The organism is Shewanella sp. 10N.7 (genome assembly GCF_020806285.1).
GTDB lineage: Bacteria > Pseudomonadota > Gammaproteobacteria > Enterobacterales > Shewanellaceae > Shewanella > Shewanella electrodiphila.
This window is the reverse complement of sequence record NZ_JAJGZS010000017.1, coordinates 44,809-66,483: the sequence shown is the minus strand read 5'-3', so window position 1 is coordinate 66,483 and position 21,675 is coordinate 44,809. Positions and strand designations below refer to the sequence as shown.

Genomic DNA, 21,675 nt, shown 5'->3' with positions numbered 1-21,675 from the left:
TCCTTTTGTCGTTGAGCTATTCTTTTGTCATTGAACTATTTTTTGGGCTTAGGCTATTCTTTGGGCTTGGGTTTATTTTTAAAGCTTAAGCATGGCTTGAAAGTTAAGCTTATGATGGTTATCAACTGTTACTGTGCAAGTGTTTTATATTGACCATTGGCAATGTCATCTAAACTCCATTGGCCTATTTTATAGCGAATTAATCTTAATGTAGGGTGACCAATATGTGCTGTCATTCTTCTAACCTGTCTGTTCCGGCCTTCACATATTTGGATTTCTAACCAAGTTGTTGGAATGGATTTACGCTCTCTAACTGGGGGAACTCTGTCCCACACCGCTGGTTCATTCATCACAGTAACTTTGGCCGGTAAAGTCATACCATCTTTTAATTCAACACCTTGGCATAACGCATTAATGGCTTGCTCACTTGGTTCACCTTCAACTTGCGCCCAATAAGTTTTAAATGTTTTTTTGTTAGGTTGAGTAATTTGAGCTTGTAATTTACCGTCATTAGTCAGCAATAATAAACCTTCACTGTCTCTATCTAATCTGCCAGCAGCATAAACATCTTTTACTGGGATAAAATCTTTTAATGTTTGTCTTCCTGACTCATCAGTAAATTGACATAGCACATCAAAAGGTTTGTTAAATAACACTATTATTGGGTTCTCAACTGCTTTTTTTACAGGGCGTTTAATGGTTTTTCTGGTATTGTTGCTAGACTTTTTGGCTGTTCTGGCAAATGCCGGTTTGCTATTAAATCGTTTTGTTTTGTCATTTGCTGGCATAAATAAGCCTATTTAAGAGCGAAATTAAGTTATTTTGCATAGTTTACTTGGCATTGGGCCTTAGTGGAATTTGAATCTGCGAGATAATGATCTATGATGTTGGCCTAAAAAATGTGATCTGTGCCCACTTTTGTACCCGCAGTCACAGTTAATTTTTCTATTTCATATGGATTTGTGCCGCAGATAAATAGACTTCGACAATTAGATTGAAGCTGTTTTAGGTAGATACTTATTACAATAATAATTTATAAAAAACTTTTTATTTCAATAATGTAGGAAAAAGCATGAAAGATAACTCTCCAACGATCATTTATACTGAAACTGATGAAGCACCCGCATTAGCGACGCTTTCATTACTCCCTATCATCCGTACATTTACTAATGCTGCAGGTGTTAAAGTTGAGACCCGAGATATATCTTTATCAGGCCGTGTAATCGCAAACTTTCCTGAAAAGTTAACTGCTGAGCAGAAAATTTCTGACGCATTAACTGAATTAGGTGTTATGGCTGGCACTCCTGAAGCCAATATCATTAAATTACCTAATATCAGTGCCTCAATTCCGCAGTTAAAAGCGTGTATTGCAGAACTTCAAGCTAAAGGTTATGACATTCCGAATTACCCGGACGAGCCAGCAACAGATGCTGAACGTGATGTTCAAAGCCGTTACGACAAAATTAAAGGCAGTGCAGTAAACCCTGTATTACGTGAAGGTAACTCTGACCGCCGTGCGCCGACGTCAGTTAAAAACTATGCTAAGAAAAACCCACATTCAATGGGTAAGTGGGCGAGTGATTCAAAGTCTCATGTTGCACACATGAGCGAAGGCGACTTTTACGGTAGTGAACAGTCAGTCACATTAACTGCTGCTGATACTGTTAATATCGTATTGACTCAAACTGATGGTCAAGAAGTGACACTTAAGCAGGGGCTTCCATTACTTGCCGGTGAAATCATTGATACTGCAGTTATGAGCAATAAAGCGTTGCAAGCATTTTACGAGCGTGAAATTGAAGCTGCTAAATCTGAAGACGTTTTATTATCTCTTCACTTAAAAGCGACAATGATGAAAGTCTCTGATCCAATTTTATTTGGTCATGCTGTTAAGGTCTTCTTTAAAGATGTATTTACTAAGCATCAAGCATTATTTGATGAGCTAGGTGTAGATGTAAACAATGGTTTTGGTGATGTTTACGCTAAAATCGCAGGTTTACCTGAAGCTCAGCGTGCTGAAGTTGAAGCTGACATCGCAGCGGTATACGCAAAGCGTCCAGCACTTGCGATGGTAGATTCAGATAAAGGCATTACTAACCTTCATGTACCGAGTGACATCATTATTGATGCATCGATGCCTGCGGCTATCCGCTCATCAGGTAAAATGTGGGGCCCAGACGGCCAATTAAAAGACACTAAAGCAATGATCCCTGATCGTTGTTACGCGGGTGTTTACCAAGAAACTATTTCTTTCTGTAAAGAAAATGGTGCCTTTAACCCAACGACAATGGGCAGCGTGCCTAACGTTGGCCTAATGGCGCAAAAAGCAGAAGAATACGGCAGCCACGATAAAACATTTGAAATAGCATCAGCAGGTGTTGTTAAAGTGATCAATAGCGCGGGTGATGTGCTAATGAGCCACAATGTTGAAGCGGGTGATATCTTCAGAATGTGTCAGGTGAAAGATGCGCCTATCCGTGACTGGGTTAAACTAGCGGTTAATCGTTCTCGTTTAAGCAACACACCAGCAATCTTCTGGTTAGACAGCAAGCGTGCACATGATGCGCAGCTCATCACTAAAGTAGAATCGTACTTAAAAGATCACGATACAGCAGGTCTTGATTTACAAATCTTAGCACCAGTTGAAGCAACACGAGCGACACTTGCCCGTGTTCATGAAGGTCTAGATACGATTTCAGTCACTGGTAACGTTTTACGTGATTACTTAACTGATTTATTCCCAATTTTAGAACTGGGTACCAGTGCTAAAATGCTATCAATCGTACCACTAATGAATGGCGGTGGCTTATTTGAAACTGGCGCCGGTGGTAGTGCACCTAAGCATGTTCAACAGGTTGAGAAAGAAGGGCATTTACGTTGGGATTCTTTAGGTGAGTTCTTGGCATTAGCGGCTTCATTAGAGCACTTAAGTCAAACTCAGAATAATCCTAAAGCACAGGTATTAGCTGATACGCTTGATACTGCGATTGGACAGTTCTTAGATAGCAATAAGTCTCCTTCACGTCGTGTAGGTGAATTGGATAACCGTGGTAGTCACTTCTATCTCGCTATGTACTGGGCACAAGCTTTATCAGTTCAAACGGCTGACACCTCATTTGCAGCTGAATTTTCTGCATTAGCTGAGTCATTAACCACTAACGAAGCGGAGATTGTTGCTGAACTGAATGGTTCACAAGGCCCAGCTGTCGATTTAGGCGGTTATTTCCGTTTAGATGCAGCAAAAGCTGAAACAGCAATGCGTCCAAGTGCATTATTGAATTCGTTTATTACTGCGTAATTTAATATTTAGCGGTATCGCTTAAGATAAAAACAGAGGCCTTGTGTCTCTGTTTTTTTATTTGGGTTTAAAAATGAGTGACATTAACGTGATGATACAAAGGTTTTTGTAACTAAGTTTGTCAATATTAAAATAAATGTTGAGTGTTTTTCAGGCAAACAAATCGTTATTGATAATTAATTGGCTAAATAAAAAAGGCAGAGATTAAAATCTCTGCCTTTTTGTATTATAGTTTCACCGACTATTTAGTTGGTGAAATGGCTGAAGCATGCATCCCTTTAGGGCCCTGCTCAGTTTCGAAATCTACCGGTTGGCCCGCTTTTAGCGTTCTGTAACCTTCCATTTCGATTGTTGAATAATGCGCAAATACATCTTCGCCACCCTGATCTGGGCAAATAAACCCGAATCCTTTGGCGTTGTTGAACCATTTAACAGTTCCGCTTGCCATACTTCCACTTCCTTCTGTTGTCTACTTACCAGTAAGATAGTAAAACTTATTTTTATCAGCGGTCTCTATTGCCGCCTCAGAACAGAATGAAATTTGTACGAAAAGATGTCAAGTAAAAATTAACAAAATGACAACATTTAATTAATTTAATAATATCAATTGGTCTTGTACCAAACTAGAGGCTAGTATTAACTCATGGGTAGATTAGGCAGCGTAGAGCACACAGAAGAACGTGTTGAATCGGAGCTACAACCACCTTCAATGTACAAAGTCGTGTTAAATAACGATGATTACACTCCGATGGATTTCGTGATAGAAGTGTTACAACGCTTTTTTAATAAGGATGAACAACAAGCCACCGATATTATGTTGGCTATCCATCACCAAGGTAAGGGAATATGTGGTGTTTACTCGTTTGGCATTGCCGAAACGAAAGTGTTACAAGTAAATCAATTTGCCAAAGAAAACCAACATCCATTACTGTGTTCATTAGAAACCGCATAATGAATTAGTTGATTCTCCGTCGGTAACTCTGCAGTTTATGAGTATTTTTAGGGGGTGCTTATGCTAAACAAAGATCTCGAAGTCACCTTGAACCTAGCGTTTCAACAAGCTAGAGATTCACGTCATGAATATATGACGGTAGAACATTTATTATTAGCATTAATTAATAACCCATCGGCCAAAGAAGCATTATTGGCTTGTGGCGCGGATATTACTCGTCTCCACGAGGAAGTATCTAACTTCATTCAACAAACAACCCCATTGATCGCTGAAACCACAGAAGAACGTGAAACCCAACCAACCTTAGGTTTTCAACGTGTACTTCAACGTGCAGTATTTCATGTGCAATCGTCCGGTCGTAATGAAGTCACTGGCGCAAATGTGTTAGTGGCGATATTCAGTGAGCAAGAGTCACAAGCAGTATATTTACTCCGCCGTTGTGAAATAACCCGTTTAGATGTGGTTAACTTTATTTCTCATGGTTTACCGAAAGATGATGACGACTCTGAAATTAATAACCCGGAAGCTTCAGAGGAGGGCGGTGAAGCTGCTGAAGACAGAAGCTTGTTATCGCAATTTGCTACCGATTTAAATCAACTTTCTAAAGACGGTGTGATTGATCCATTAATTGGTCGTGATGATGAAGTCGAACGTGCGATTCAAACCTTATGTCGTCGCCGCAAGAATAATCCATTACTCGTCGGTGAAGCCGGTGTGGGTAAGACTGCCATTGCTGAAGGCCTCGCGTACCGTATTGTTAACGAACAAGTGCCAGACGTCATCAAAGATGCAACTGTGTATTCATTAGATTTAGGCTCGTTGCTTGCTGGTACTAAATACCGTGGTGATTTTGAGAAACGCTTTAAAGGTTTACTCAAGGAGTTAGGTAAAAATGAACATGCTATTTTGTTCATTGATGAAATCCATACCATTATTGGCGCAGGTGCGGCATCCGGTGGAGTAATGGATGCGTCAAACCTGTTAAAGCCTTTACTGTCTAACGGCTCACTACGCTGCATGGGCTCAACTACGTTCCAGGAATATCAAAGCATTTTTGAGAAAGATCGTGCATTGGCAAGACGTTTCCAAAAAATTGATATTAATGAGCCATCAGTGGCTGAGACGACAAAAATTCTGTTAGGTCTTAAGTCCAAATACGAAGAGCATCATGGTGTGCGTTACACCCAAGCAGCAATTAGTTCAGCAGCGAGCTTATCTGCTAAACATATCAATGATCGTCACTTGCCTGATAAGGCCATCGACGTGATTGATGAAGCTGGTGCTCGAATGGTGATGCTGCCACAAAGTAAACGCAAGAAAACCATCGGTCAACCAGAAATTGAAGCGATAATTGCTAAAATTGCTCGTATACCTGAGAAGTCGGTATCTTCGACTGATAAGGATTTACTTAAAAACCTTGAGCGTAACCTTAAAATGTTGGTGTTTGGCCAAGATAAGGCGATTGAGGGGCTCAGCTCAGCGATTAGGTTATCTCGTAGCGGTTTAGGCGCAGAAAAGAAACCTGTGGGTAGTTTCTTATTTGCTGGCCCAACAGGTGTCGGTAAAACGGAAGTCACCAATCAATTGGCCTCATGCTTAAACATGAAGTTAATTCGTTTCGATATGTCTGAGTACATGGAACGTCATGCTGTTTCACGCCTTATTGGTTCGCCTCCAGGTTATGTGGGTTATGAGCAAGGCGGTTTATTAACAGATGCTGTGATTAAAAATCCTCATTGTGTAGTGTTATTGGATGAAATTGAAAAAGCCCATCCAGATGTCTATAACTTGTTGTTGCAAGTGATGGATCACGGCACACTGACAGATAACAATGGTCGTAAAGCTGATTTTAGAAACGTAACATTAGTGATGACAACCAATGCGGGTGTGCAAGAAACAATTCGTACATCGATTGGCTTTAAGCAGCAAGATAATAGTCTTAATGCAATGTCAGAAATCAATAAAGTGTTTACCCCAGAGTTTCGTAACCGTTTAGATTCAATTATATGGTTTAACCATTTAGACATGACCATTATCGCGAAAGTGGTTGATAAGTTCTTAATTGAATTACAAGCGCAGTTAGACGAGAAACGAGTAACACTGGAAGTGACTGATGAAGCGCGGACGCTGCTTGCTGAGAAAGGTTACGATAAAAACATGGGCGCTAGACCAATGGCGCGTGTGGTGACTGAACTCATTAAACGTCCATTAGCTGATGAAGTACTTTTCGGTAAGCTTGAAGCTGGCGGTACAGCTAAAGTGGATGTTAAGGACAACGAGATTGTTATTCATTGTGAATGTTTAGAGAAAGTATCGTAATTCGCTAATTAATTTATCGGGTTAATAAAAATGGCTATCTGAAATCAGATAGCCATTTTTTTCGCATCAACGTTAATCTTTAGCCAATAAAAAACCCGACAATTAAGCCGGGTTTTTAAATAGATGAGGCAGTATTAACGTGCGCGGAAGACGATACGACCTTTACTTAAATCGTAAGGAGTCAACTGAACCGTAACTTTATCACCCGTTAAAATACGGATGTAGTTTTTGCGCATTTTGCCAGAAATGTGTGCAATCACAACATGACCATTTTCAAGTTCAACGCGGAACATTGTATTTGGCAAGGTCTCAAGGATTGTGCCCTGCATTTCAATGTTGTCTTCTTTCGCCATTAATTGGTTACCTTTATGCCTTCAAATATAAAAAAATTCGCCGTATCATGCCCCAAAAAGCGCTTGCTGTAAAGGATTGAAACACTATAGCGTGGGTTCTTTTTCAATATGTTGCCATCCATTTGCTGTTAATATTTGATATGGACGATATAAACGTTTGTAATTCATTTTTCTATTTTCATCAATTTGATAGCCCAGATACAAAAATTGCTTAGCTAACTGTTGGGCTAATTCACACTGTATTAAGATCATATAAACCCCTAACGAACGTTTGGCGTAATCAGGGTCAAAATAACTGTAAATCGCAGAGAGACTATTATTCATCGCGTCTGTTACTGCTACACCAATCAACTTATCTTGCAGATAAACCTCGATATAAGTCGCTTCTAACCAAGTACACTTTAAAAAATCATTGAACTGGTCTTCACTTGGCGGATACATAGGGCCATCAGAATGGCGACCAATAATATATCGCTCGTATAACTCGTAATGGGCTTCTGTGACTTGATGAGTGACTTTCCAGTGCAGGTCTTGGTTATTTTTTAAGGTCCTTTTCTGTCTTTTTGATAACTTAAATTCAGGTACTACGACTCGAATGGACTGGCATGCAGAGCAACTCGGACAGCGCGGTTTGTAAATTGAATTTCCGTTGCGCCTAAATCCCATACCTAAAAGCTGCTCAAATAATTGACTATCAAGTTGAGACTCTTGAATGATAAGTAACTGCTCAGTTAATCCTTCGATATAACTGCAATCAAATGGGTGGCTAATGCCAACGCTGACGCTTCTAGAACTCAAAACAGACCTCTTGTGCTATCCATGCATTATTGTCGATGACACTATTTCGTAGTTGCCGAAGCGATAACAGAAAGTCCTCACGAGGGCAGGCTTGTGCGCCAAGATTTTCTAAATGTGGGTTCATTATTTGAGCGTCAATTAACTTAAAACCGTATCGAGAAATATGCTGGTTTAACATGGCAAAGGCCGCTTTGGATGCATTCGTTTGGCGGTGAAACATGGATTCACCACAAAATACACTGCCTACAGCAATGCCATACAGGCCGCCTATAAGTTCGTTACCGTCCCAAACCTCAATTGAATGGGCTTTTCCAAGCCTATGTAGCTGGATATAAGCCTCCTGAATGTCAGATGATATCCATGTGCCTTGTTGTGTGAGTCGTGGCTCTGAACAGGCTTTGATGACATCAGCAAAGGCATGATTGATGGTGTAACGCCACTGTGTTTTACGTAGATATTTTTTCATGCTTTTATTAAGCGGCTGAACTTTTGGTTTGAAAATAGCTCTAGGCTCAGGTGACCACCATAGAATAGGGTCATCATCATTAAACCAAGGGAAAATGCCTTGATAATAAGCTTCAACTAAACGTTGAGGTGATAAGTCACCTCCGATAGCAAGTAAACCATTGGGTTCATCAAGTGCTTGTTGTGGATCAGGAAAGTGCGGAAGATGATTTAAATAAGACAGTGAGTTCACAATTAAGTATATTATTTACTAAACCTTATATATACGTTAGCGGAATTTTGCCTATGTTGAAACTCACAAACAGCTTAGTGATACGATTTAGTGCGCTTTTAATGTTATTAATGGCTACTGTTAGCACGTCAGCGAGTGCAGCTTACGATAGAAACCAAGCTGTAGCGGTTGAAAAAGTGGTTTATGGTCAGGTTGAGTCGATAAAACATGTCACTCAAACTCAATTAGTTGAAGATCGTAATCTAGGTTGGAAAACTTTCGGAGGCGCATTAATAGGGGGCGTCGTTGGTCATCAATTTGGCGGCGGTTCTGGCCAAGATGTTGCGACCGTTTTAGGTGCATTACTAGGCGGCGCAGCTGCAAATCAGTACGGTAACTCTACTCGCACACTTGAATATAAGCTCATTGAAATGATGATAAATTTAGATGATGGCACACAAGTGATGGTGATACAGGACTTAGACCCTGGCATGTCATTTGTCGCAGGAGATGAAGTTCGCGTTGTTTATCTTAAAGGTTATGTTCGCGTCGATATCGCCATGTAGCCATGTAGCAATCTAGCAATGATTAATGCAATGAATAAAAAAGGAGCCATTGGCTCCTTTTTAGTTTTTATCATATAAGCAAAGATTAGAAGCCGCGTGGCAGAGTATTTTTACCGGCGTTCGCTAATTTTTCGCGCCATAATTCTTTTGGCGTTTTGCCACCAGATTTATTTGCTGTTTTTGCTGCTGGCTTTTTGGCCACTGCTTTTTTTGCAGCAGGCTTAGCCGCTGGTTTTTTAGCTACATCCTGCTTAGCTGCAGGCGCTTCTACTGATTGACCTTGTGTCGCTTCAAGGTGCATTTGCTCAAGATCGCTAAAGCGTAAAGACTTGCCGCCATCAATTTTATACCAACTGCCTTTCTGTTCAATTTCAACAGTTTTTGAAGTTTGCTTTTCAAGAGCAGCTTTTAATTCGGCGATAAGCGCTTCTTTAGTCAAGTTAGACATTTTGAGACCTATTTTTTTGTAATGAATAGTTTATTTAATGTTTTCAACATCCCTTAAGTCTAATTTTAGTGTTTAATGCACCCAAAAGTCCAATTTAAGCCAAAATAGCTTAGCAAATAATCAATCTTAACAAGGGTTTTTCAATAAGTATTGGACTGAGTTACACTATTATTATCAAAAATTTTAGGGTTAGTTTTATGTCATTAACGTCTGTATCTCGCCAACAATTATCCAAATATCTAAATGATTTTCTTAATGTAAAACAATTCAAAGACTATGCGCCAAATGGTCTACAGGTGCAGGGCAGTGACAACATTAAGACTATCGTGACTGGAGTAACAGCCTGCCAAGCACTCATTGAGCAAGCTGCAGCACTCAATGCTGATGCCATTATCGTACATCATGGTTTTTTTTGGAAAAACGAACCTGAAGTGATCACCGGGATGAAATACAATCGAATTAAGGCGTTAATGACCCACGATATTAATTTATTCGGCTATCATTTACCTTTAGATGCCCATCCAACATTAGGTAATAATGCCGAGCTTGCGAATAAATTAGGCTTGGTTGATGTAGAAATTTGTGCCGATATTTCACAAGATTTATTGTGGCAGGGCAAGTTACCGAAACCGTTAAGTGTTTCACAAATGAGTGAGTTACTTACAGAAAAACTCAACAAAATACCATTACACATTGGTGATAAAGAACAATTTATTAGCTCATTAGCTTGGTGTACCGGTGGTGCTCAAGACTATATCGATCATGCGGCATCACTTGGCGTGGATGCTTTCATCAGCGGTGAGGTGTCAGAGCGAACTTTTCACTGTGCAATGGAGCAAGGTATACATTATTTTGCGGCAGGTCATCATGCGACTGAGCAGTTCGGCGTACAAGCTTTGGGTGAGCATTTAGCTGAACAATTTGGTTTGACCCATCATTTTATTGATATTGTTAATCCAGTTTAACTTTCTGATATCGCTTAAGGAATAGCATCATGACAGAATATTTTATCCAAGCATTTATTTATTTGTCTGCCGCTGTTATAGCTGTGCCTATAGCGCAGAGAATGGGCTTAGGCTCTGTGCTGGGGTATTTAATTGCTGGTGTGATTATTGGTCCCATTGTGGGGCTGGTCGGCAGTGAAACAAACACCATTCAGCATTTTGCCGAATTTGGTGTTGTGATGATGCTATTTTTAGTTGGTTTAGAACTTGAGCCTAAAATGCTCTGGTCGATGAGGAACCGACTATTAGGAATGGGGGGCTTACAGGTTGGTTTATCAACCGGTATTGTGATGGCCATTGCGCTAATGTTTGAGTTTCAATGGACTGTCGCATTAACAATCGGCTTAATTTTCTCGCTATCCTCAACGGCTATTGTGCTGCAAACCTTAAATGAAAAAGGTCTAACCAAGACAACGGCAGGTAAGAACGCTTTCTCAGTGTTGTTATTTCAAGACATAGCCGTCATTCCAATGCTGGCACTGATTCCTCTTCTAGCATTACCTGAGCTGGTGGAAGCTGCTCAATCCTCTGTTGCAGCGGCAGCGGAACACCATGATGAACTATCTTTAGTCGCTAACTTACCCGGTGGCTTATACGCCTTGGTGTTAGTGCTTTCAATAGGGCTAGTCGTGTTTGGCGGGCACTATTTAAGCCGACCTGTTTTTAGGTTTATTGCCGATTCTGGTGTGCGTGAAATATCCACTGCAGCGGCTTTATTGTTAGTCATTGGTATTGCAACTTTAATGAGTTTAGTTGGCGTGTCACCTGCGTTAGGCACTTTTCTTGCGGGTGTAGTACTGGCTAATAGTGAGTTCAAACATGAATTAGAAACTCATATCGGCCCATTCAAAGGTTTATTACTCGGTTTGTTTTTTATCACCGTAGGTGCGGGAATAGATTTTGAAATTTTGTGGCAGTACTTAGGTGTTATTCTTGGTGCTACAGCCGCTGTGATGATAGTAAAAGGCTTAGTCTTATTGTTATTGAGTTTTATATTTAGGATTAAAGGCAGTGATAGATGGCTATACACCTTAAGTTTAGCCCAAGCAGGTGAGTTTGGGTTTGTGTTACTCAGCTTTAGCCAGCAAAACCATGTGATTTCAGCAGAAGTCGCACAGCCTTTATCGATTGTAGTGGCTTTATCGATGTTCCTAACCCCTGGATTGTTTATTTTTTATGAAAAAGTAATTTTACCTAAATATCAACAAACATCGAACGATCGCGAGCAAGATCAAGTTGATGAACAAGGCACCGTTATCATTGCTGGGATAGGCCGTTTTGGTCAGATAGTCAATCGACTGTTACTGTCTAATGGGGTTAAGACGGTGGTGTTAGATCATCAAGCGACCCAAGTCGATAATCTACGTAAAGTCAATACTAAAGCCTTTTATGGCGACGCTACGAGACCAGATTTACTTGAGACCGCAGGTGTTACCACGGCATCAGCATTTGTTGTAGCGATAGATAATCCACAAGCCAGTGTAGAGCTGGTTAAGCACCTAAAACATAAATACCCTAAACTGAAAGTGATTAGCCGAGCATTTGACCGTGGACATGGCCATTTATTACGTCAGGCGGGGGCTGATTACGTTGAGTCAGAGACGTTTCGCTCAGCGTTAAAAGTCGGAGCTGAATCAATGAAAGCGATGGGCTTTTCTGATGAGCTTGTGCAAAGACAAAAGAAGACTTACATGCGAGTTGAGAGTGAAGCTTCTGAAGTGCTTTATAACGAGTGGGCTAATCGTTCAGATGGTGAAAAATTTGGTGGCGATTTTATCAACTTGTTTATTGAATACGAGGAACGTTTAAAAGAGGCTATCGTAGCTGATACAGAAGCGTATAAAAGTCAACGATTCGCCCAAGAACATCCTTGCGACCCAGACAAAGAAAACTGCGGTAAAATAAATAGTAATGACACTGACAAAGACTCAGAAACTAAGTTGATGTCTTAAATTTTATTATTCATAACCTATTAAAAAAGCCGTCAAATGACGGCTTTTTTGTTGTTAATAAGTCAGTAAACTTATTACATCACACGCATACCAGGTTTTGCACCTGCATGTGGCTCTAAAATCCAGATATCTTTTCCACCAGGACCTGCGGCTAATACCATGCCTTCAGATTCACCGAACTTCATTTTACGTGGTGCAAGGTTGGCAACCATTACAGTGTGTTTACCAATCAAGTCTTCTGGTGCATAAGCTGATTTAATTCCTGCAAAGACTTGCTTAGTTTCGCCGCCTAAATCCAGTTCTAATCGAAGTAGTTTATTGGCTTTTTCAATATGTTCAGCTTTAGCAATTAACGCAATGCGTAAATCAATCTTAGCAAAATCATCGAAACTGATTTCTGGTGCTAACGGCTCTTTTTCAAGTTCAGTTTGCACTTGTTCAACTTTTGGCACTTCAGTTTGAGTCACTTGCAGGTTTTCAGTCGATGCATCAATAATGGCTTCAATGCTCTTCATTTCAATGCGTTGCATTAATGCTTTGAATTTTGCGATTTCATGGCCAGTTAGGTCTTGGTCTAAATTATCCCAAGTCAGCGTCACTTGTAAGAAACCTTCAACATTTTCAGCAAGTTTTGGCAGTACTGGTTTTAAGTAAGTGACCAGAATACGGAACAAGTTAAGTGCATTACTACATACTTGATGTGCTTCTTCTTGTTTATCTTCTTGCTTGATTAACTGCCAAGGCGCTGCATCAGCGACATAAGCATTAGCCATATCGGCAAGTGCCATGATTTCGCGCATTGCTTTACCGAACTCTCGAGTTTCGTATAGTTCAGCAATGGTGTCTTGTTTAGCAAGGAAGGCTTCGGTTAACGATGTGTCGTTAATTTTTGCTAACTTGCCATCAAAACGTTTACTGATAAAACCAGCTGTACGAGAAGCTAAGTTAACTAATTTACCGACTAGATCTGAATTTACACGCTGAGCAAAATCTTCAAGATTTAAATCTAAATCATCAACACGGCTATTTAATTTCGCAGCGTAGTAATAACGTAGATACTCAGGGTTTAAGTTATCTAGGTAAGTACGGGCTTTAATAAATGTGCCTTTAGATTTAGACATTTTAGCGCCGTTCACAGTGACATAACCGTGGGCATAAACACTGTTTGGTTTTCTGATCCCTGCGCCATGTAACATTGCTGGCCAGAATAAACCGTGGAAGTTAACGATATCTTTACCAATGAAATGATAAATTTCGGCTTTTGAGTCAATGCTCCAAAAGTCGTCGAAGTTTAAATCATCACGTCTATCACATAAGTTTTTGAATGAACCCATGTAGCCTATTGGTGCATCTAGCCATACATAGAAAAATTTACCTGGTTGATCGGGTATTTCAAAACCAAAATAAGGCGCATCACGAGAGATGTCCCATTGTTGTAGACCTTGATCGAACCACTCACGTAATTTATTAGCAATTTCAGGCTGTAATGAGCCAGAAGATAACCATTCTCCAAGCATTGATTCAAATGCTGGTAAATCAAAAAAGAAATGCTCACTATCCTTCATGACAGGTGTAGCACCAGAAACAACCGAATAAGGCTTAATTAAATCAGTGGTGCTATATGTCGCGCCACAGTTATCACAGTTGTCACCATATTGGTCTTCGCTTTTACATTTAGGGCATGTGCCTTTAACGAAGCGGTCTGGTAAAAACATTTCTTTTTCAGGGTCAAATAACTGCGAGATAGTTTTGGTTTTAATATAACCGTTATCTCTTAACTTGATATAAATGTCGCTAGCTAATTCGCGGTTTTCTTCGCTGTGTGTGCTATGGAAATTATCAAATTGAATATTAAAATCAGCGAAATCTTGTTCGTGTTCTTTTTGAACTTGAGCAATCATTTCTTCTGGGGTAATACCCATTTGTTGAGCTTTGAGCATGATTGGCGTGCCATGGGCATCGTCTGCACAAATATAGTGACATTCATGTCCACGAAGTTTTTGGTAGCGAGACCAAATATCAGTTTGAATATACTCAAGCATATGACCTAAATGGATTGGACCATTTGCATACGGGAGGGCACTTGTCACCAGAATTTTACGTTGTGAATTTGTCATTTTGTCTCAACAATCGATTACACTAAATATATGGTCAAGATACTAACCGATCAAAGTGATTATTTCATCAAACAACAACAAAATCGGCTAAATTAGCGCTCATTTTTTTCTAATTCTGGTACACTTGGGCAAATTTTTCGCTGGGAGTTCTGCTTTTGTCTACTTCGCATACAGATTATCAATTAAGTGATGACCTTCTTGGTCCAGTATTGAGTATTTTAGATGCATACCAAGATCCATATTTAGCTGAAGGGCTAGTATCTGCGGGTTGTGTTAACAAACTTGCAATTGAAGGTAAACGCCTTCTACTTGGATTGGTTTATCCTTACCCTTGTATGACGCAATATCGTGATACCGTCATGGATGTGACTAAAAAGTTAGCCGTACTTGATGCTATTGACGAAGTAGAATGTGAAATTGACTTTCAGCCACGTGTTTTTTCAGCTATTGCCTCAGTAGAACCAATCCCTAATATTAAACAAGTTATTGCAGTTGCATCAGGTAAAGGCGGTGTGGGTAAATCTACCACTGCGGTAAATCTTGCATTAGCGTTAAAAGCTGAAGGCGCTGAAGTCGGCATATTAGATGCTGATATTTATGGCCCTTCAATTCCAATGATGCTGGGTTTACAAGGTTTTAAACCGACATCTCCAGACGGCAAAATGATGACTGCTGCGTCTGCTCATGGTATTTCAGCCCAATCTATAGGCTTTATGCTAGGCGATGGTGAAGCTGCGGTTTGGCGCGGTCCTATGGCTGCAGGCGCATTAAATCAGTTGTTAACTGAAACTCAGTGGCCAGAACTGGATTACTTAGTGATTGATTTGCCTCCTGGAACCGGTGACATACAATTAACATTGTCACAGAAGTTTCCAGTAAGTGGCACAGTTGTGGTGACAACACCGCAAGATATCGCACTTGAAGATGCCAAAAAAGGTATCACCATGTTCCAAAAAGTGGATATCCCAGTGTTAGGCATTATTGAAAACATGAGTTTTCATTTATGTCCTGAATGCGGTCATAAAGAACACCCATTTGGCACCCATGGCGGAAGCAAGATTGCTGAGCGATATGAAGTGCCGTTATTGGGCGCATTACCGCTTAATATTAACATTCGTGAGTCAATGGATGAAGGCAACCCAACAGTTGTCAGTAAGCCAGATTCAGAAGTTGCTGCTATTTATCGTGAAATCGCCCGTAAAGTGGGTGCTCAACTTGCGAAGCAGCAAAACAAAAACACAGTTTCAATTAGTATTTCAGACGACGAGTAAGGTTAAGTAATGAATTCTCAGCAATGTGTCATTATTGGTATCGCAGGTGCTTCAGCATCAGGCAAAAGTTTAATTGCCCAAACGATTTTTGAAGAACTTAAGCGTGACCTAGGCACCGACCAAATCGGTGTGATTAATGAAGACGCTTATTACCGTGACCAAAGTCATATGACAATGGAAGACCGTGTTAAAACGAATTATGATCATCCTAAAGCACTGGATCATCAGCTATTAGCTGAACACCTTAAGCAATTAAAGAAAGGTGAGCAGGTAAACATTCCTTGTTATAGCTATAAAGAACATACTCGTATGACTAAAACCCTTGATATGCAACCTAAAAAGGTGATTATCTTAGAAGGGATTTTACTATTAACAGACCCTAAGTTACGTGAGCTCATGGATGCGAGTGTATTCATGGATACTCCGCTGGATATATGTTTCTTACGTCGTTTGACGCGTGATGTAGCAGAGCGCGGACGTACGATGGAGTCGGTTATTTCTCAGTACAAAGCCACTGTTCGCCCAATGTTCTTGCAGTTCATTGAGCCATCAAAGCAGCACGCTGATATTATCGTTCCTCGCGGCGGTAAAAACCGTATTGCGACAGATATATTGAAAGCAAGGATCCAACATCTGTTAGCCAGATAAGATAGAGTTAAGCTATAGATAACAAGGATGTGATCTCAGATGTACAAGTTGACGGCTCCATGAGAATTGGAGCCTCATCATATGCTGAGGCCATTTCTGGTATCAGTTTCTCGTTTCGAATTCGCTTTAGTTATTTTTAGCCATTACAGTCTTTAGTGACGATTTGAATTACATGGCATTAGATGCAAATATGATAGTCAATCCACTTAGTGAACTAAATCGCATTTTCAAGATGAGATTAATACAACCTTGAGTTAAGGACGTTATGCAGTCGGTATTTGTGAATGGAAAATCTGATAATACTATTGATGCTCTTGATCGAGGGCTTGCTTATGGCGATGGCGCATTTGCTACCATGCGAGTTGCTGCAGGCGAAATCTTATTCCTTAATACACACCTGCAACGCATAGAACAAACCTGTTTCCGTTTAGGTTTTACTATTTCGCACATCGAGTTATTAGTTTTACGCCTTGAATCACACGCGAAAACGTTAAAGGAAGGCTGTATTAAGTTACTGCTTAGCCGCGGGGTTGGCGGCAGAGGTTATGCTGCGCCTACATCCCCTGATATCACTGAGATTATTTCATTACATCCGCTCCCGGATATTTATGCGCAGTGGCAATCTAAAGGAATCACATTGTCCTTGTCGCCAGTAACGTTAGGCAATCAGCCTTTACTGGCAGGGATGAAACACTTAAATCGTTTAGAGCAAGTGTTAATCAAACAACAGACATTACCCAAAAATACCGATGACTGGCTTGTACTTGACGCAGATAATTGTTTAGTTGAATCTTCAATGGCGAATATTTTTATTGTTAAGGACAATCAGGTTAAAACACCTGCGATGAGTCAAAACGGGGTGTCTGGCGTCATGCGTGAACATGTTATTGATGCGCTTTTGACAAATGATATTGCAGTAATGGCGACAAAGGTCACTTTGGATGAATTGCTCGATGCGGAACATGTATTTATCACCAACAGCTTATTAGGTGTGGTGAATGTAAACAGCATTAATATAGACTCGATTAATACCCAATTAAGCTCTAGCTATCATTATAAAACCTGGAATATGACCCATACTTTACTCACCCAGCTCAAACTATCATTCTAATAAGTACTGATTAAAATAATATGAAAAAAACCATCATTATACTGACATCGCTAATGACACTGACTACGGTTGCGTGTGTTGTAGGCTTTTGGGGATACCAGCAAATTATCGCTTATCCTAGCCAACTTCTATCAATTGAAAAGCCAGTTGAACTGACTATCGCACAAGGAATGAATGTCACAAAACTTGGGGCTGATCTAGAAAATAAGCAGTTTATTACCGACAGCTGGAAGCTCAAATACCTGTTAAAGATTAAGCCTGAATATGCCCATATTCGTACTGGTTTATACCAAATTAACCCAGGTGATAGCATTGATAGCTTGCTAACCAAACTTAATCGTGGTGACGAAATGACCTTCTCTGTTACCTTAATTGAAGGTAAAACGATTAAAGAGTGGCATGAGTCATTAGTGGATTTGCCGCATTTAACATTTGATGAGCAAGTCTTTAATCGCGTGTTGATAAAAAATGGTGATGAATCGGGTTTACCTGAAGGTAAGTTTTTCCCCGAAACTTATCAATATCAAGCCAATGATTCATTAGAGGCGATATTAGACCGCAGTTATCAAATGATGCAGAAAACCCTTGCTACGGCTTGGGGTGAGCGAGATAAAGATCTTAAATTAACCACACCTTATGAGTTATTGACGATTGCGTCCATTATTGAAAAAGAAACCGGCAAGCCATCTGAGCGTGACTGGGTCGCAGCAGTATTCAACAACCGCTTGAAGTTAGGTATGCGTTTACAAACTGATCCTACAGTGATTTATGGCATGGGAGAACGCTATAACGGTAATATAACCCGCAGTGATTTACGAGAGCATACCGCGTTTAATACTTATCGCATTAATGGTTTACCGCCAACGCCTATCGCCGCACCTAGTAAAGCCGCCATTTTTGCAGCGGCTAAGCCTGCAGATGTTAATTACTTATATTTTGTCTCAAGAAATGATGGAAGCCATGTTTTTTCCGAGACGCTAGCGCAACATAACCGCGCTGTGAATGAATACCAGAGAAATAGAAAATGACCCAAGAACAAGCCAAATTTGTTGTAATTGAAGGCCTAGAAGGCGCTGGTAAATCCAGTGCCATTGAACTGGTTAAACAGATTATCACACAACACACTCAACAACCCCCAGTATGCACGCGTGAGCCTGGTGGAACGCCACTTGCCGAAAAAATGCGTGATTTAGTTAAGGTTGCAGATGAAACAGACCCTCTTTGCGATGAGTCTGAGTGTTTATTGTTTTACGCTGCGAGAGCGCAACTAATTGCTAATGTTATTAAGCCCGCTTTGGCTAATGGTACTTGGGTATTAGGTGACCGTCATAATTTATCATCGCTTGCCTATCAAGGCGGCGGTAGGGGATTAATGCCTTTAGTAAAATCTATCAGTGATATCACTTTAAAAGGCTTTAAACCCGATTTAACCTTATATCTTGATATAGAGCCTAAGCTTGGGTTAGCAAGAGCTGCTAGTCGCGGCGCTTTAGACAGAATTGAAGTGCAACAAATTGAGTTTTTTGAACGTGCTAGAGCGACATTTTTAGCGTTTGCAGCCGAAGATGACTCAATTATTGTTATTGATGCCAGTAAGCCTATTGAACAAGTGCACCAACAGATTACGGCTGAGTTAACAGCAAGGCTAGCTTGAAAATGACATATTCTTGGGTAAAGGCGAGGGTATAATGCAAGCATTTGGTATACAGCAATTACCGTGGTTGGATGCACCGTTTGAGCGTTTTATTAACGAACGCCATAGCGGCCATAGCGCTCATGCTCAACTGGTGAGTATTGATCAAGGCCTAGGTGGTCATATTTTGGCAAACGAAATGGCTGAAGCTGCTATGTGTACAGCGCTCACGCCAGTGGGGGCTTGTGGCCAATGTAAGAGCTGCTTGCTATTTAAGGCCGGCACACATCCTGATTGTCATGTTATCAAAGCGGATGGCACGATAATAAAAGTCGACCAAATCCGTGATTTATGCCAAAAGTTAACTGTAACAGCTCAGCAAGGCGGCCAAAGAGTTGCTATTATTCTTAATTGTGAGCAGTTTAATTTAGCATCAGCCAATGCCTTACTGAAAACATTAGAAGAGCCGGGTAATAATATATTAATTATTTTACAAACAGATGTGCCTTCAAGAATATTGGCGACGATTAAAAGTCGTTGTCAGCAAGTGGCATTTCACGCTCCTGATAGAAAACAAGTATATGAGTGGTTAAAAGCCCATCAAATGCTACCTTCAGTGCGTGCTGGCGAAAAGCCCCATGATGTCACTTGGTGTTTAAGTATGATTGGCGGGCCATTAAAGCTTGCGGAAAGCCTCAGTAGTCAGCATTACCAACAGTTGATTCAGTTTCGAACAGATTGGGCGTTAAGCATTAAATCTGGCCATTTGAATGGCAGTTTAATTAAGGTTTCAGAGCATCAAATTGTTGATGCACTTAATGTTTTATATTTGTACTTAAGACAATATGTGTTAAAAAGTAAAGAGCTAGATGCATTAGCTATAAGTAACATTATTGGTTTGTCTTCAAAAGTGGCGCAAATGTGCCAACGGCTAGCAACGATGGCGAGTGTGAATGCTCCGGCATTATGCCAAGATTACATACTCGAATTTAGACAACTTATTCATATTAAATAATAGACTGAGATTATGACCGATCTTGTTGTAAATTTTGATACTCTGCACCAGTTGTACAGAGCTTATATGCCTTTTATTAAGCCTGCGGGTTTATTTATTTCAACAACAGAAAGCCACTTTTTAGGCCAAGAGTTGTCGATATCGTATAAGTTACCTGGAACATCACAAATGACTGACTTTAAAGGTGTGGTGGTTTGGATTAACCCATTAGGCGCTTCAGGTGGCAGACCTGCAGGGATAGGGGTTAAAATTAAAACCGATCCTGAAAGTCATAAACATCACATTGAAAAGTTACTTTCGAGCGAACTTTCTTCAAGTGATTTGACCTGCACAATGTAGCTAGGTATTCTTGCTGGCTTATTTTAGCTTTTATAGAATTCCCATGTTAATCGACTCTCATTGCCACTTAGACCGTTTAAAAGCGGCACCTGATCAACCTAGTTTACAAGCCATTATTGATGGTGCTAAATCTCGTGGCGTAGATTACCTACTGTGCGTCAATGTGCGTCAGCAAGGTTTCGAATCTATGCGCGAAAAAATGGCGCAATTTGATAATGTCTTCCTTTCTTCTGGTGTTCACCCTTTAGATGTTCAAGACGGTTTAAATGTTGAAGAAATCAAAAAATTTGCCACTGATAAAAAAGTGGTAGCAATTGGTGAAACTGGTCTTGACTATTTTTACGCCCCAGAAACTAAAACACTTCAACAGCAATGTTTTGAACAACAAATTGCATTAGCTGTTGATGTGAATAAACCCTTGATCGTTCATACCCGAGATGCACGTGAAGATACCATTGCCATGTTAAAAGCAGGCAATGCGGATAAAGTGGGTGGCGTATTACACTGTTTTACTGAAAATTGGGAAATGGCAAAAGCGGCGATTGATTTAGGTTTTTATATTTCAGTTTCAGGTATTGTCACTTTTAAAAACGCAGGTGAACTTCGAAGTGTTATTCGCCAAGTCCCACAAGATAGACTATTGGTAGAAACAGATTCGCCTTATCTAGCACCTGTTCCACATCGCGGCAAAGAAAATCAACCGGCTTATGTTCGCGATGTCGCAGAGTTTGTCGCTGAGCTACGTGGTGAAAAATATGAAGATTTAGCTCATTACACCTCGGAAAACTTCTTCAACCTATTCACCGATGCTGCCAAATTAATTGGCCGATAGAGTTAATTTTAGCGACAAGATTCTAACGACATTCGTTAATCATTAGGTTTGCTCTATTAAACTACAGGCAAAAAAAAGACCCAAAACTATCCAATTGTTCTGGGTCTAGGGGAATGGCTCTTATTGAAAAGAGCCTTGCGCTACTGTTGAGAGTTGTCTCTCAGTAAACTCTCAGTAAACCGTTATGAGAATAAGGCGTTATTCCCGCTTATTCCCAACATTCAATTCTTGCTACAAAAGTCTTTAATTAAACACGTCTGAGTAAATTATAGTTGTGTATTTCTATATTGCACAATTAATGCGCTATAAATGAATGTTTAACGTATATAAATCGCCATATTTA

Annotated in this window: 21 protein-coding genes; 14 read left to right on the top strand and 7 right to left on the bottom strand. The window is 40.2% G+C overall.

Annotated features, from left to right (window positions below; genetic code table 11):
- Window positions 1–128 precede the first annotated feature (128 nt).
- Complete coding sequence (locus tag LMH66_RS12145) at window positions 129–788, bottom strand: rRNA large subunit pseudouridine synthase E (RefSeq protein ID WP_102528711.1); 660 nt, start codon at window positions 786–788, stop codon at window positions 129–131.
- A gap of 284 nt (window positions 789–1,072) precedes the next feature.
- Here LMH66_RS12145 and LMH66_RS12140 point away from each other — a divergent pair, with 284 nt between their 5' ends.
- Entirely contained in the window at window positions 1,073–3,298 is a 2,226-nt protein-coding gene (locus LMH66_RS12140; RefSeq protein WP_229370346.1) for an NADP-dependent isocitrate dehydrogenase, read from the top strand.
- Window positions 3,299–3,539: 241 nt separating this feature from the next.
- Here LMH66_RS12140 and cspD read toward each other — a convergent pair whose 3' ends face one another.
- On the bottom strand, window positions 3,540–3,746 hold the full coding sequence (gene cspD / locus LMH66_RS12135; protein ID WP_055024439.1) for a cold shock domain-containing protein CspD: 207 nt from the start codon (window positions 3,744–3,746) through the stop codon (window positions 3,540–3,542).
- Between the two features lie 195 nt (window positions 3,747–3,941).
- Here cspD and clpS point away from each other — a divergent pair, with 195 nt between their 5' ends.
- A complete protein-coding gene (gene clpS, locus LMH66_RS12130; RefSeq protein ID WP_102528713.1) occupies window positions 3,942–4,250 on the top strand; it encodes an ATP-dependent Clp protease adapter ClpS in 309 nt (102 codons plus the stop codon).
- A gap of 60 nt (window positions 4,251–4,310) precedes the next feature.
- The gene (gene clpA / locus LMH66_RS12125) at window positions 4,311–6,569 is read left to right on the top strand and encodes an ATP-dependent Clp protease ATP-binding subunit ClpA (protein ID WP_229370343.1); all 2,259 of its coding nucleotides are present in this window, start codon (window positions 4,311–4,313) and stop codon (window positions 6,567–6,569) included.
- Between the two features lie 134 nt (window positions 6,570–6,703).
- On the opposite strand, the gene infA is transcribed toward clpA, so the two are convergent.
- The 3 genes from infA to aat form a co-directional block, all read right to left on the bottom strand.
- A complete protein-coding gene (gene infA, locus LMH66_RS12120) occupies window positions 6,704–6,922 on the bottom strand; it encodes a translation initiation factor IF-1 (protein WP_011496276.1) in 219 nt (72 codons plus the stop codon).
- Window positions 6,923–7,006: 84 nt separating this feature from the next.
- Window positions 7,007–7,720 carry an arginyltransferase gene (locus tag LMH66_RS12115; RefSeq protein ID WP_102528715.1) on the bottom strand — a complete coding sequence of 238 codons (714 nt, stop codon included), beginning with the start codon at window positions 7,718–7,720 and terminating at the stop codon, window positions 7,007–7,009.
- The gene (gene aat, locus LMH66_RS12110; RefSeq protein ID WP_229370341.1) at window positions 7,710–8,417 is read right to left on the bottom strand and encodes a leucyl/phenylalanyl-tRNA--protein transferase; all 708 of its coding nucleotides are present in this window, start codon (window positions 8,415–8,417) and stop codon (window positions 7,710–7,712) included. Before aat ends, LMH66_RS12115 begins: the two co-directional genes overlap by 11 nt.
- 101 nt (window positions 8,418–8,518) lie before the next feature.
- Here aat and LMH66_RS12105 point away from each other — a divergent pair, with 101 nt between their 5' ends.
- Complete coding sequence (locus tag LMH66_RS12105) at window positions 8,519–8,962, top strand: glycine zipper 2TM domain-containing protein (RefSeq protein WP_229370411.1); 444 nt, start codon at window positions 8,519–8,521, stop codon at window positions 8,960–8,962.
- An 85-nt stretch (window positions 8,963–9,047) separates the two neighbouring features.
- Here LMH66_RS12105 and LMH66_RS12100 read toward each other — a convergent pair whose 3' ends face one another.
- Window positions 9,048–9,410 carry a hypothetical protein gene (locus tag LMH66_RS12100; protein ID WP_102528718.1) on the bottom strand — a complete coding sequence of 121 codons (363 nt, stop codon included), beginning with the start codon at window positions 9,408–9,410 and terminating at the stop codon, window positions 9,048–9,050.
- 197 nt (window positions 9,411–9,607) lie between these two features.
- Between LMH66_RS12100 and LMH66_RS12095 the strand changes: the two genes are divergently transcribed.
- Window positions 9,608–10,375: a Nif3-like dinuclear metal center hexameric protein gene (locus tag LMH66_RS12095; protein ID WP_229370338.1), complete on the top strand. Its 768-nt coding sequence runs from the start codon at window positions 9,608–9,610 to the stop codon at window positions 10,373–10,375.
- Between the two features lie 29 nt (window positions 10,376–10,404).
- Window positions 10,405–12,366 (top strand): monovalent cation:proton antiporter-2 (CPA2) family protein, encoded by a 1,962-nt coding sequence (locus tag LMH66_RS12090; RefSeq protein WP_229370335.1) that lies wholly within the window; start codon window positions 10,405–10,407, stop codon window positions 12,364–12,366.
- A gap of 74 nt (window positions 12,367–12,440) precedes the next feature.
- Here LMH66_RS12090 and metG read toward each other — a convergent pair whose 3' ends face one another.
- Window positions 12,441–14,483, bottom strand: coding sequence for a methionine--tRNA ligase (gene metG, locus LMH66_RS12085; RefSeq protein WP_229370332.1), 2,043 nt, complete (start codon window positions 14,481–14,483; stop codon window positions 12,441–12,443).
- 155 nt (window positions 14,484–14,638) lie between these two features.
- Here metG and apbC point away from each other — a divergent pair, with 155 nt between their 5' ends.
- The 8 genes from apbC to LMH66_RS12045 all read left to right on the top strand — a co-directional run bounded on the left by apbC (window position 14,639) and on the right by LMH66_RS12045 (window position 21,332).
- The gene (apbC, locus tag LMH66_RS12080) at window positions 14,639–15,754 is read left to right on the top strand and encodes an iron-sulfur cluster carrier protein ApbC (RefSeq protein ID WP_102528722.1); all 1,116 of its coding nucleotides are present in this window, start codon (window positions 14,639–14,641) and stop codon (window positions 15,752–15,754) included.
- A 9-nt stretch (window positions 15,755–15,763) separates the two neighbouring features.
- A complete protein-coding gene (udk, locus tag LMH66_RS12075) occupies window positions 15,764–16,402 on the top strand; it encodes a uridine kinase (protein WP_102528723.1) in 639 nt (212 codons plus the stop codon).
- Between the two features lie 265 nt (window positions 16,403–16,667).
- Complete coding sequence (gene pabC, locus LMH66_RS12070; protein ID WP_229370330.1) at window positions 16,668–17,513, top strand: aminodeoxychorismate lyase; 846 nt, start codon at window positions 16,668–16,670, stop codon at window positions 17,511–17,513.
- A 20-nt stretch (window positions 17,514–17,533) separates the two neighbouring features.
- Window positions 17,534–18,541: an endolytic transglycosylase MltG gene (mltG, locus tag LMH66_RS12065; RefSeq protein ID WP_229370329.1), complete on the top strand. Its 1,008-nt coding sequence runs from the start codon at window positions 17,534–17,536 to the stop codon at window positions 18,539–18,541.
- Complete coding sequence (tmk, locus tag LMH66_RS12060; RefSeq protein ID WP_229370328.1) at window positions 18,538–19,167, top strand: dTMP kinase; 630 nt, start codon at window positions 18,538–18,540, stop codon at window positions 19,165–19,167. Before mltG ends, tmk begins: the two co-directional genes overlap by 4 nt.
- Before the next feature lie 34 nt (window positions 19,168–19,201).
- Window positions 19,202–20,161 carry a DNA polymerase III subunit delta' gene (gene holB / locus LMH66_RS12055; RefSeq protein ID WP_229370327.1) on the top strand — a complete coding sequence of 320 codons (960 nt, stop codon included), beginning with the start codon at window positions 19,202–19,204 and terminating at the stop codon, window positions 20,159–20,161.
- 12 nt (window positions 20,162–20,173) lie between these two features.
- Window positions 20,174–20,500, top strand: a complete 327-nt coding sequence (locus LMH66_RS12050) for a PilZ domain-containing protein (RefSeq protein ID WP_055024454.1) — start codon at window positions 20,174–20,176, stop codon at window positions 20,498–20,500.
- A gap of 43 nt (window positions 20,501–20,543) precedes the next feature.
- Window positions 20,544–21,332 (top strand): TatD family hydrolase, encoded by a 789-nt coding sequence (locus tag LMH66_RS12045; RefSeq protein WP_229370326.1) that lies wholly within the window; start codon window positions 20,544–20,546, stop codon window positions 21,330–21,332.
- Window positions 21,333–21,675 lie beyond the last annotated feature (343 nt).